This window comes from Enterococcus sp. DIV0175 (assembly GCF_050529075.1).
In the GTDB taxonomy this organism is placed as follows: domain Bacteria; phylum Bacillota; class Bacilli; order Lactobacillales; family Enterococcaceae; genus Enterococcus_B; species Enterococcus_B thailandicus.
Window position 1 is genome coordinate 1,476,650 of record NZ_CP172880.1, and the last position, 13,004, is coordinate 1,489,653.

Annotated in this window: 10 protein-coding genes; 2 read left to right on the forward strand and 8 right to left on the reverse strand. The window is 37.1% G+C overall.

The window, feature by feature from the left end; genetic code table 11:
- Positions 1-20: 20 nt before the first annotated feature.
- The 7 genes from IGJ76_RS06970 to IGJ76_RS07000 form a co-directional block, all read right to left on the reverse strand.
- A complete protein-coding gene (locus IGJ76_RS06970) occupies positions 21-1,454 on the reverse strand; it encodes an amidase (RefSeq protein ID WP_270607596.1) in 1,434 nt (477 codons plus the stop codon).
- A 159-nt stretch (positions 1,455-1,613) separates the two neighbouring features.
- Positions 1,614-3,380 (reverse strand): glycoside hydrolase family 2 protein, encoded by a 1,767-nt coding sequence (locus IGJ76_RS06975; protein ID WP_430596512.1) that lies wholly within the window; start codon positions 3,378-3,380, stop codon positions 1,614-1,616.
- Positions 3,373-5,199, reverse strand: a complete 1,827-nt coding sequence (locus tag IGJ76_RS06980; protein ID WP_075491131.1) for a glycoside hydrolase family 2 protein — start codon at positions 5,197-5,199, stop codon at positions 3,373-3,375. The genes IGJ76_RS06975 and IGJ76_RS06980 overlap by 8 nt, the downstream gene beginning before the upstream one ends.
- Before the next feature lie 15 nt (positions 5,200-5,214).
- Positions 5,215-5,625 carry a hypothetical protein gene (locus IGJ76_RS06985; protein WP_067482126.1) on the reverse strand — a complete coding sequence of 137 codons (411 nt, stop codon included), beginning with the start codon at positions 5,623-5,625 and terminating at the stop codon, positions 5,215-5,217.
- 6 nt (positions 5,626-5,631) lie between these two features.
- Positions 5,632-6,468, reverse strand: coding sequence for a carbohydrate ABC transporter permease (locus IGJ76_RS06990; RefSeq protein ID WP_067482128.1), 837 nt, complete (start codon positions 6,466-6,468; stop codon positions 5,632-5,634).
- Between the two features lie 11 nt (positions 6,469-6,479).
- Positions 6,480-7,385 carry a carbohydrate ABC transporter permease gene (locus IGJ76_RS06995; RefSeq protein ID WP_370629936.1) on the reverse strand — a complete coding sequence of 302 codons (906 nt, stop codon included), beginning with the start codon at positions 7,383-7,385 and terminating at the stop codon, positions 6,480-6,482.
- Positions 7,386-7,433: 48 nt separating this feature from the next.
- Positions 7,434-8,696: an extracellular solute-binding protein gene (locus IGJ76_RS07000; RefSeq protein ID WP_067482130.1), complete on the reverse strand. Its 1,263-nt coding sequence runs from the start codon at positions 8,694-8,696 to the stop codon at positions 7,434-7,436.
- Between the two features lie 251 nt (positions 8,697-8,947).
- On the opposite strand from IGJ76_RS07000, the gene IGJ76_RS07005 reads away from it, so the two are divergent.
- Positions 8,948-9,859 (forward strand): ArsR/SmtB family transcription factor, encoded by a 912-nt coding sequence (locus tag IGJ76_RS07005; RefSeq protein WP_270607590.1) that lies wholly within the window; start codon positions 8,948-8,950, stop codon positions 9,857-9,859.
- Positions 9,860-10,322: 463 nt separating this feature from the next.
- Positions 10,323-11,831 (forward strand): helix-turn-helix domain-containing protein, encoded by a 1,509-nt coding sequence (locus tag IGJ76_RS07010; protein ID WP_430596513.1) that lies wholly within the window; start codon positions 10,323-10,325, stop codon positions 11,829-11,831.
- A 52-nt stretch (positions 11,832-11,883) separates the two neighbouring features.
- Here IGJ76_RS07010 and IGJ76_RS07015 read toward each other — a convergent pair whose 3' ends face one another.
- Positions 11,884-12,825 carry a dihydroorotate oxidase gene (locus IGJ76_RS07015; RefSeq protein ID WP_071868402.1) on the reverse strand — a complete coding sequence of 314 codons (942 nt, stop codon included), beginning with the start codon at positions 12,823-12,825 and terminating at the stop codon, positions 11,884-11,886.
- Positions 12,826-13,004 lie beyond the last annotated feature (179 nt).

Here is a 13,004-nt window from a genome sequence, read left to right on the forward strand (position 1 = left end):
CTACGAATCACAATCACACACTATTGAACATTTTTCGGTAAATAAAATTTTTGATTTTCTTCAAATAACTTTCCTATAGTAAATAAAAGATCTTCGCGACCTCTAGCTGCCATAAACTGAATTCCTAATGGCAACCCTTCAGCAGTTAGATGTGTTGGCAAACTGATACCTGGTTGTCCAGTTAGATTGGCTAACTGAGTATAAGGCGTAATCTGCAAACTTTCCTCAAACATTTCCGTAACAACATCAAATGCTTGTTTTTCCGACAGTTCAGAAACTTGACTCATCTTCTCGCGAATCAGATCACTTTGTAAATCTTTTGCTATTTCTGGAGCTGAGAACGCAGTCGTTGGTGAAAGAAACAGATCATACTCTTGGAATAATTCTTCCATTGTTACCGCTGCACGATCCCAAACATGCAAGGATTCAATATAAGTAGCAGCAGCGATTTTTTTCCCATATTCTAGTAACGTCCATGAAATCGGTTCTAATTCTTCTTGTCTGACCGACCGTTTAAGACTTCCTTCAATCGAAGTAATCATCGCTGCCGTTTCAGCAGCATTCATTTGATAATAAGAATTAATCAAGTGACGACCATCCAATGGATAAGTAACTTCTACTACGTCATGTCCTTGCTCAACTAAAAAATCTACCGCATGTTTTATCGCTTGTTTTGCTTCTTCACTAATTGTTGAACCAATCGGTGAGGCAGAACAAACCGCTACACGCAACGTTTTTTTCTCTGGATGTGTTTGCCATTCTGCTGGTGATGCTTGATAAGGCGCACCTGAAGCAGTCCCACGTAAACCATAAAATAATGCTTCCGTATCCCGCATAGAAATCGTTAACCCAAAATCAATTGCTGCTCCTTGCCAACCACGCCATGCATAAGGTCCCACAGGCATCGTTCCTCTTGAAGGTTTTAGCCCAATCAGACCACAAAAGGAAGCCGGGATTCGAACAGAACCACCACCGTCACTTGCTCCCGCCATAGGCACAATGCCGGCTGCTACAGCCGCTGCTGCGCCACCACTTGAACCACCGGGTGAATGAGCAACATTCCATGGATTTCTTGCTGGACCATAAAGTACAGGATCTGTGATGTTTTTAAAGCCGAATTCGGGTGAATTCGTTTGTCCAAACGGCAACAAGCCAAGCGATTCAATTTGTCGAACATAGTTTGAATTCATCGAAGCACGATGATCTTGGAACAAAACAGAACCAGATGTCGCCAACCAACCTTTTTTCTCTTGCCCTAGCATCTTCAACGGAAAAGGAACTCCCGCTAATAATGAATCAGTCTTTTTTTGAGGCAAATCAGTAGTAGCAAATGTCACAAAAGCATTTAATTCGGGATTCAGTTTTTTTGCTTTTTTCGCTGTTTCTTCAAGAAACTCTTGTTGGCTGAATTGCTTCTCTTTCAATGCTTGAGATAGATAGATCGCATCTTTCATTTTAGACCCTCCTTTTTTCCCAAGTTATTCTCCCATAAGTTTCTATACAAAACAATGAATACGCTTGCACATTTGTGCACAAACTTTTAAACAATAAAAAAGTTGGGCATCACTTTCATCCGTGACTAAACCCAACTTTAATTCGCAACTATTTTTGACTTACTTCACTCTTCTTGTATTGATTTCTTTCACTTTAGCTAAATCAACTTTTGGTTTTCGATCCGTAGTTAACAGTCCGTTTACCTCTTGCTCAACATCTGTCAATTGTGTATAACAATACCCCGTAATAAATGGTAACTCCTGAATCGCTTGATGGATGGCATCAAAACGTGTCATAAATTGTTTCTCATTCCTCACTTGATTCCCATAACCCCAGTCTTCTGCCTTTTCGGTTGTGAAAGCAATCCCACCAAATTCAGAAATAATGATTGGTTGATTTTGGTACTGATACCCATCAGCGAAAGCATAAAAATCTTGATTAAACTGATGTTCATTAGTTACAAAATCTTTCTTATTTTCATACCGTGCTGTGAAACGTTCACCATATTCTTCATAATCATGTAATGTCAAAATATCAGAAATGGTATGGACCCAACCATCATTTGTAATTACTGGTCGTTGTTTATCAAAAGATTTCGTTAAATAGTAGATACTTTCAGTGAAGTGTTGTTGTCGTTGATCGTGTTCAATTCCTTTGATTCCCCAAGATTCATTAAATGGTACCCAAGTAATGATTGATGGATGATTGTAATTTTGGCGGATAATTGCTTGCCACTCATCAACAAAACGTTCCATTGCTTGATCGTTAAACAAATAAGTTGATGCCATCTCAGACCATACCAACAAACCTTTTTCATCACATAGATATAAAAAACGTTCATCTTCGATCTTTTGATGTTTTCTTAACCCGTTGTAACCCATTTCTATAATCCGATCAAGATCTACTTCCAGCGCTTCAAGCGAAGGCGGTGTGATTCCTGATTCTTTCCAATAACCCTGATCCAAAATCAATCGCTGATAGAGTTGATGATGGTTCAATAAAACTTGTCCCTTCTTGATAGAAATATCACGCATGCCGAAATAACTGGATACTTCATCTAATAAGTCACCTTCTTCAGTGAAAAGACGGAAAGTGACATCATATAAATGCGGCGTTTCTGGCGACCAGACTTTCGTTCCCCAGCAACCGTCCTCTTTGACTTTTGTTTGCAATGAAATTGGGGTGAGTGAATGAGTTAGTAATCCTCGATGTGAACTAATTAATTGTTCAGCAAATGAGACTTCCGCTTCAAATAAATAACTTCTTTTTGGATAAGTAGCCCCTTCTTTAACAAGTGGCTCAAAAACAATCTGATCGTTGGCTAAATCTGGCGTCATTTTAACTGACGCCAATCGGATTTCTGACTGCTGTTCTTCCAACCAAACCGATTTCCAAATCCCCGTTGTTTGAACATACCAGCAACCAAAATTATCCGTTAACCATCGCTGCTTTCCTCGTGGTTGGTCCTCCGCAAGCGAATCTTCCACACGAATCACCAAATGATTTTTACCGGGTAGCGCTTCCGTTAAATCAAATTCGAAACGTTCGTAAGCTCCCTGATGCGAGCCAATCTGTTTGCCATTCAACCAGATTTGGCTAAAATAATCAACGCCTTCAAATAATAAGGTGTACTTTTTTTGCTCCTCTAAATCAATTGTCTTCTCATACCATACAACAGAATGATGGGCAGGATCATTGATACCACTCAATTCTGTTTCATAAGTGAAAGGTACAGTAATCAGAACGGTATTGGGAATTCCTTTGTACCATTGGTGTTGGATTCCTTGATTGTCATCATCAAATTGAAATGCCCAAGTGCCGTCAAGCAAAGTCCAATTTTTTCGAATGAATTGTGGGCGTGGGTGTTCTCGTCGAAGGTTATTCATATTCTGCCTCGTTTCTCCATTGATTTTTAATAGAAATGCGTTCTGGATGATATTGATCGTTAATTTCCTTAATTTTCTTTAAAGAAACTTTTGCTTGTCGATCATAAGTAAGCAAGCCATTAATTTCTTGTTCTACATCTGTTAACTGCGTATAACAATAACCCCATAATGCTTTAGATTCATAAACTGCTCGCATAATCCGACTATAATCCGCAAGAAATTGTGTGCCGTCATTTACGGAAGTATAACCCCATCCTTTTTGACCTTGCACCTGATAGCCGATACCCCCAAATTCAGTCAACAAAATCGGTTGATTCTGATAGGTAAATCCTTGAGCAAAAATTGCCCATTTCCCTGGTGGATGGTTGATCAATCCATCAACGCTTGCTAAACTTCGTTTAAAATGATTGTATTTTTCAGTTTCAGTTTCCTCACCATGATTATAATTGTGAATCGCGCAAATATCTGTTTCAGTCATTTCCCAACCATCGTTAGAAATAACCAAACGAGTTGTATCTAACGCATGCAAAAAGTTGTAGATGCTTTTAGAAAAACTTTGTTGTTGCGTATTCAAATGGATTTCCGGAATTCCCCAGCTTTCATTTAGCGGAACCCACGTTACGATGGACGGATGATTATAATCACGTTCAATAATCTCGACCCATTCTTTGGTCAGCCTAGAAGCCGCGTCTGACGTATAAATAGGCGCGGATGCACATTCTCCCCAAACGAGAAAACCTAGCTGGTCTGCCCAATATAAAAATCGTGGGTCTTCCACTTTCTGATGTTTTCGACAACCGTTAAATCCCATTTCCTTCGCTAACTCAATATCCTTGATCAATGCTTTATCATCGGGAGCTGTCAGTAATCCCGTAGGCCAATAGCCTTGGTCTAATACTAACTTTTGATAATAGGGTTGATTATTTAAGAAAATCATTCCGTTTTCAACATGAATTTTACGCATCCCAAAATAACTAGTTACTTGATCCAACACTTCTTTCCCATCAACTAATTCAAAACGAATATCAAACAGATTTGGGTTTTCAGGCGACCAAGTCCACCCATGGTCATGAAAGTTGGTACGGAAAATTTTTTGATTATAAATATCAATCCAACGTTTGGTGAAAGTTGAAAAAATGGTTAGCTGATCTTCACAAATTACGATATCTTTAAACGAAATTTGATAGCGCAACGTTCGGCCAACAGCCGCAGCTGGTACGGTGAGCGCAAGACAGACATTTCCTTGGTCAATGTCTGGTGTTAATTCGATCTTTTCGAGATGTTCTTCTGACACCTCTTCCAACCAAACGGTTTGCCAGATCCCTGTGCTATTCGTATACCAAATGCCTCTTGACTCTGCTTCCCAAAATTGTTTTCCTCTTGGAATCGTTTCATCGTCGTGCGGGTCCCAAGCACGGACAACTAAACTTTGTTCTCCTGTTATTAAAAAGTCAGTAATATCAAATGAAAATGACGTTTGCCCACCAAGATGATTTCCAACATAACAACCGTTAACATAAATATCCGCTCGATAATCCACTGCACCAAAATGTAAGAAACATCTTTTTTGTTCCCGTTTTTCCCAAGAAAATGTTCGCTGGTACCAGACAACATCATGAATTTGACGTTGGTTGATCCCACTTAACTCTGATTGATAAACAAATGGTACTTCAATTGTTTGATCAAGTTTTTCAGGTGTACAATACCACCTTTCTTTTATTCCAATGTTTTCATCATCAAAAGCAAATGACCAGACTCCGTTCAAATTGACAAAGTGTTCACGGACAAATTGCGGACGAGGATACTCTTCACGCATCATATTTTTAACTCCCAACTAAGATTTTTGAACGTTCAATTTAATTCCCTTATTTCTAGCAAGTAAAATAATTCCTGCTGTCATTCCTAACGCCAAACTAATGATGTCCAGAATCAAATAAGAGAATAAGCCTTGAACTAATAAGTACACACCTATTTTTATATTCACCTGATTGTCTTTTACATATCGTTGGCTAATGACTAAATTTGCTAATCCTAAACCAATCAATAACGTGCCAAACGTACAGACAAATAAGAAAACATTCCCAAATAATGCATCAATTGCCTTCAATTGTGCTAAATGACTTTCGACCATACCAGAAAAGATTTGTTGCTGGTACAAGCCATAAATTCCGATTGTTACCACCCCATCAAGGATTTGCCAGATTCCCATCATTCGAATCAATTGTCGTTCTCTTTTTCGTTCCATTTTCTCTTATCCTTTCACACCAGCAGATAAAGACATCGACTGTAAAAAATATTTTTGAGCAAATAGGTACAAAATAAAAGTCGGAATAATCGCCACCAAAGCGCCCGCCATCAACAAGGTTGGTTGCGCTTGGTACATGCCTTGTAAAAGTTGTAACCCTGAAGTGATCGGCATTTTTTCAATATCATTAAATACGATGGATGGCCACAAGAAATCATTCCAAGAACCCGTAAAGGCAAATAACGCTACTACTAATAACACTGGTTTAATCAAAGGTAAAATAATTCTACGGAAAATCGTCCATTCGCTCGCACCATCAATCTGTGCGGCTTCATCAAAGTCTTTTGGAATATTATCCATAAACTGCTTAACTAAGAAAATGTTGAATACACCAGCTGCTCCTGGGACAATCATTGCCAATGGCGTATTGACCCAACCTAAAATATCAACGATTTTATAAAGTGGAATCAAATTCACTACACTCGGAAACATCATCGTTGCTAGCAAAAAGGAAAAAAGTCCATTTTTACCTCTAAAACTTAAACGGCTATAAGCAAACGCCGAAAATGAGACGACAACTAACACCAAAAGAGTATGAGAAACAGAGATGAATAACGAATTAAAGAACCATTTAACTAACGGTGTACTTGAATTATTCACTAAAAGTTCTGTGTAGTTCGTTAAGACCCATTCAATTGGTAATAACTTAAACCCCGCTGTCATCAGCTCCATCTCAGATTTAAATGATGTCAACACACCATACAGTAATGGAATCATCCAAACAATCCCCATCACAAGCAAAAAGCAAAATGCCATTAGTTTAGACATTGACTTTTTCTTCATCTTGTCTCCCCCTACTCTTTTCGTAAAAACTTAAATTGAATCGCAGAAACGACCATGATACAGAGACCTAAAATGACTGCCATCGCAGATGCCATTCCGGCAATTGATTGTCCTGAACCAAACGCATTTTGTTGGATATACATCAATAAGACTCGCGTTGAGTTGTTTGGTCCACCACCTGTCAACATTAGCGGTTGTCCGTAAACATTAAACTGTGCAATCGTTGTCATTACTACGGTATATAAAATCTGTCCTCTGATTGCTGGCAAAGTAATTTTAAAAAATTTTTGTAACGTCGTAGCGCCATCAATATCGGCTGCCTCGTAAAAATCTTTTGAAATGCCATTTAATGCTGCTTGATAGATAATCATATTTCCACCAATTGTCCACCAAACTGTTACAACCACTAACGCAATCCAGGCATAGGGCTGTGTCCCAGTCCAAGGAATGTCAGATTGTAAAATCGTGTTGATTGGACCATAGTTGACATTAAAAATTAGCGTCCAAATGATTACTACGGCAGAAATGGCAAAGAGTGATGGTAAATAAAACAGTGATTGAAATAGTTTTGCTAATTTTGGTTTCGTATTTAATGCTGCTGCTAAAATCAACGGAACGATAATACAGCTCGGCACTGAAAACAGAACAAATAAAAATGTATTTTTTAACCCAATCCGCAATTGTTCATAAAAAGTAGACTGTTCATTAAACAAAAGATCTTGATAATTAGCTAAGCCAACAAATGTCGGCGAGTTGAATAAGTCCCAGTCTGTTAAAGAAATATACAAACCAAAAATGACAGGTAGTAAGAAAAAAATTGTAAAAATCGTTAAGTGTGGTGCCAAGAACATCCAAGGCAGCCATTTCTTTTTCTTGATTACCTTGCCTGTACTTGACATCGTTTCCGTAGAAGTCATCATAACTGCGCAATCCTTTCTTGAATCAAAATAACTTGTGAAAAAAATTTATTTATTGGAACTATCCTTGGCAATTTTATCGACAACTTCTTTTTGCATCCCTTTCGTGAAATCAGCCACCGACTGTTTCCCAAAAATCGTATCAAAACCATGCGCATCAATGTACTCTGAAACATAACCATTATATTTATAGTCAAAGATTGAAAGTGTTGCTTGTTGTTCAGGTGTTTCAATGAAGAATGATTGTGGCATCTTTTGGTATTCTTCATTCTCTAAAATTGCTAACGTTGCTGGATTTTGTCCCGCTTTTGCCCACTCAAGTGAATTCGTCCGCAACCAATTGATAAATTCCATGATTCCTTTTGTTTTCTCATCGGAACGATCTTTGTTCTTGAACATCACAAATTGATGGGAAGATGCCCAATTGACTATTTTACTTGCGTCAGCTGTTAGTTGTGGTGAATTGGTCAATCCCCACTCAAATTTTGCATCTTTGATATTATTTTGTAGCCAAATGCCTTCTGGGAAAAAGAGTAGTTTTCCAGCTAAGTATAATTGCGTTGGGTCTTCCCCATCTTTTGTTGTAACTCCAGCTTGATATAAATCAGCCCATGCATTCATTGCTTCCTTAGCCGCTGGTGTATCCAAGGTTGGTGCCGTTCCATCTTCCGTTAATTCGCCTCCCGCTTGCTTGAATGTAGATAAGTAATTGGGTTTCATCCAAGTAACAGCTACGCCTCGAACGTCATCAGCTTTTGCTTTTTCGCCTGCCTCTTTGATCTCATCAAATGTCAAGATGTTGTCATCCAGAGCATTGGGTGCATATTTTTCTAGCAGTTCTTTATTGTAATAAGTTCCCCAGTTGTGGATATCAAGTGGCAAGCTGTATCGCACACCATCCAATTCACCCAAATTCCATGCTTCAGTCACGTAATTTTCGGCTTTGACTTCGGGAAAATCAGCCAAAATTTCATCATAATTTTCTAGCATGTCGTTGTCTTTATACTGCTTAATTCGCTCTGCATGAACAATATTCAAATCCGGGATATTTTTCCCTGAGTTAACGACCGTTGGGATTTTGGTATACATATCTGTTTCTTTTAACGAGACATTTTTGATTTTATATTCAGGGTCTGTTTTGTTATACTCATCAATCATTGCCTTGACGTTTGAACTGTCCGCCCCTGTGAATGGATTCCAAAAAACGATTTCTTTTTCATTTGCCGACCCCGTACTTCCAGAACTGCCACATGCTGTTAATGTCATCAAACAAGCGCCCGTCACCAATGCCATACCTAATAATTTTTTCATTTTTCTGTCCCTCTCTCAATTTTACTAAATAGTTAATTTTCAACCGAAATTATTTTTAGGCTAATGAACCATTTAGTATTTTTTTATTTTCAACAACTAGTACATTGCTAAATTAGCATCGTATGTAAGCGCAGTCAACACTATTTTGTCAACGTTTATCAAAAACAACTATACAGTTAAATAGGTGTTGGGATATAATCGTACTGAGAGATAATCTGTTAACTTTTTAGTTAAATAGGAGATGGAAAATTATGGAACTTTCTTTAGATGAACGTTCATTGCCTGTTTTTGAATGCCTCGCTAGTGCTACCCGTTTGGAAATTTTAAAATTTATCGGGAGCGAGAAAAAAAGTATTGGTGAGATTGCGAAACATTTGGAAATCAGTAGTGCGATCACCACTAGACACATTCAAAAAATGGAAGATGCAGGTTTGATACATTCTGAGCGTGGCGTTGGTGCCAATCGAAATAAAAAAATGGTCTACCTTAAAGTCGATGATATTAATATTTGTTTTCCAGAGAAAATTTATCAAGAATTTCAACGTTATTCTACTAACCTGAAACTTGGTCATTTTACTGATTTTTCTGTTACACCTACTTGTGGATTAGCGACGATTGAAGATGTGGTTGGTAAAGCAGATGACCCGAAATATTTTATGGACGCCAAACGAGTTGATGCGTCATTGTTATGGTTCAGTAGTGGGTTTGTTGAGTATAAAATACCTAATTTATTACAAGAAAATGAAACACCTGAAATGCTTGAAATTAGTTTTGAAATTGCATCAGAATTTCCGTTATCAAATAATGTTTGGCCAAGTGATATCTCCATCTACGTGAATGATGTCAAAGTAGCTGTCTACACTGTCCCTGGAAATTTTTCAGATATTCGTGGACGCTATACGCCCGAATGGTGGAACGATAGTTTCAGTCAATACGGTCTTTTAAAGCATCTTCGCATCAATAAATTAGATACCGGAATTGATGGTGAAGCTTATTCTGATGTGACGATCGAAGACTTGAAGCTACGTGAACTATCTTTTATCAAATTACGCTTTTCTGTTGAAGATGATGCCAAGCATCAAGGAGGATTAACATTGTTCGGTACTGGATTTGGTAACCACCAGCAAGATATTTTGATTACTACCTATTATTTGAAAAAGTAACTTAAACATGAAACCTTAAAACCAAAAGAGAAAACCGTTAGTAATCGTTCTTCTTTTTTTGTTGAAAGCTATTACTCATCAATTCATACAGTATGTACGTAAAAATGCTTGCTTAAAAAAAGCAGAAACCAAATCTCCAAAAATTATTTTTCAGAGTTAGGACGAAATTCACTTGCTCACCCAAGTTATATCTGCTCTTCTTTTCATCTAAACTGATTGACGGAAAAGAAAAAGACTGGAACTAATTTTGTCCCAGTCTCCCTTTTTCTAAGGTTTTTTCTCGTTGGTTTCGTTCATTGTGAAGAAAAAAACATTTTTAGCGCCCAGAAAATATTCTTTGCTTTTTTTTAATTGATGTTATAATTATCTATGCTAGATCCATATATATTGTTGTTATTTATAAATTCCGTGTTATGTGTGATGAACTAAGTCTTACTAAAAATGTGAAAAGCAGGTGTTGATTTTGAACCTTTTGAATTTATTGGATAAAAATAGTCGTATTCAAATTTCAATGGTCCATTTTTTATTGGATTATAATGCTAAGACAAGCACCACAACAATGATTGAAGAATTAGCACTCACTCGATTCCTTTTTGAAACAAATATTGAAGAAGTCGGCTCTACCCTCGAGCAATTAAATATCGGGTTATCTCTTACATACGATAAAATACACAACAGTATCACACTTCAAAAGGATAATCACACCAGCTTAGACAAGTTCTATTATTATTATTTGAATCGTTCGGTTGACTATCAAATTCTCATCTATCTATATCAACATCCAAGTTATTCAATCGTTGATTTAAGTCACAGCGTTTCATTAAGTGAAGCTGCTATTTATCGTCACCTAAAAAAATTAAACAAAGAAATTAAAGAATTTGATATTCAGATTCGCAAAGGAACCATCATTGGCGACGAACTACAAATTTGTTATTTTTTCTATCAATTATTTTGGGTAGGTGTCCCGCTAGACGAATTGGAAGGGAAAACAAATGACGTAAGCGCCATGCGTTTTGCAGATTACTTGGAAAAGAAATTAAAACAAACTTTCACAAGAGAAGCAAAATTAAAGCTATACCTTTGGATTCGGATCTTAAAAACACGTATTTTAAAGCAATCTTTAAATGATTCAAGTCCTATTTTGGAAACTTTTTTTGACTATCAGACAGAAGATTCTATTTATCAGATTGTGCGTGATGCTTACTTTTTTTCACTCAGTCACTCTGCTGTCTTTGGTTCACCCCATAATGCAATTTATTTATACCTATTCATCTCTTCTATGTCGATAGTGCCACTTGATGTTGCAATGATTTTAGAAGATGGCTACTGGCCGACCAGCAACCCTAAAATCATCGCACTGAATGAACTGGTAGTAAGCAAAGTTAAATCTGACTATCAACTTGGCCAAGAGAAAATTGACGAAACATTTATTGCTAATTGGAAGTACTATTTGACACAAATACATGGTTCACTTCTCTACTTTCGAGGAAGTATCACCTTTCTTGAAGAAAAAATTATTTCTGAACGGTTACTAAAAGCAACCACCTTTATTCCTAACTTCGAACTTGCAAATCAAATCGTAGATGAAGGAGAAATTTTAGTTGAAAAAGCTTTATTAGATACTACTAAACAACTAGTAACTCGTATCTACCTTTATTTCATTAATCAGATAAAACGTTTTTCAACAAATCAGATTACGATTGGCGTCCACTCAAGTGATGATTATCTTTACAGTAACATCATGGTGGAAATGGTCAAAACTGAATTTGAAAACCATTTTTTCATCACGTGTGAAATCGCTGAGTTTGGTAAGTCTTATGATATTCTGGTTACTAACTCCACTATCTCTCTTTGTGATTTTGGATATACCGATCTTTATATCACAAATAATTTCAAAACCAACAAGGATGTTAGCTCTTTACGCGAACTATTAGCAAAACATTCCCAAAAAAATAAACCTTTAGAAGAATAAACGTAAACAAAAAAACGTGGGGCACAATTGCCTCACGTTTTTTTGTTGAGTTTTATGAAATAGTTCGTAATTTCCCTTGAAATTCGCTAATTGATTGATACCCTTTTACTTCCATAATTTCTGCTAATTCTTTGATTATTCTAGTAAAAATTTCTGGTCCTTCTTTGTGCAATTGCGTTCCAATTTGCAACATGCTTGCGCCACACAATAAATGTTCGAAGGCGTCTTGTCCATTACAAATCCCACCAGTCCCAATAATTTGAATTTCAGGTTTTAATCTAGTATAAAAAGCACGAACATTTGCCAAAGCAGTTGGTTTGATATACTCGCCACCAATTCCGCCAAACCCGTCCTTCGGTTTGATTACTACCGTGTCACTTTGAGGATCGATATATAACCCATTCCCCACACTATTGATTGCATTAACGTAGGTCAAAGGAAATTGATTCAAGATATCTGCCATCGCATCGAAATGAGCAAAGTCAAAATATGGTGGTAATTTCACGCCCAATGGTTTTGTAAAAATGGCAAATGCTTGTTTAAGTGTTTCAAAAGTGGCATCGAAATCATAAGCAAGTTGTGGTTTCCCTGGAACATTAGGACAAGAAAGATTTAATTCTGTGATTCCACGAAAATCACTTTTTTCGATCATTTCTAACATTTCTAAGTTCTCTGCTACACTCATTCCCGCAATTGAGAAAAATAACGGAGCAGCAGTTGGATTTTCTTTTTCATATTGAAGTGCGTAGTCCAAATAATAAGCAAAACCTAAATTAGGTAACCCCATCGAATTGATGCTCCCTAACGCTACATCATAGTATCGTGGTTCAGGATTTCCTGCACGCTCTGGGATCGTGCAACTCTTAGTAATCATCGCACCAGCATCTGAGCTTGCTAGTTCATGCATTTCTTGCACCGTTATACAATGAACACCAGACGCATTCATAAACGGATTAGCAAAAGTATGGTTGGCAAAGGTCATTTCTAAATTCAAGATAATCGCTCCTTCAAAGGCATTTTATCTAGTTTAGCATTTCCAACTAGAAAATCAACAAAAAAACTTTATTTTTTTCAAACGAACTGGATAACGTTCGTCTTTTACAAGAACAAAATTTATTTTAACGAAGGTTTCTGTTTATTTCACTAACAATGAGCAATCACCTTCACACAACC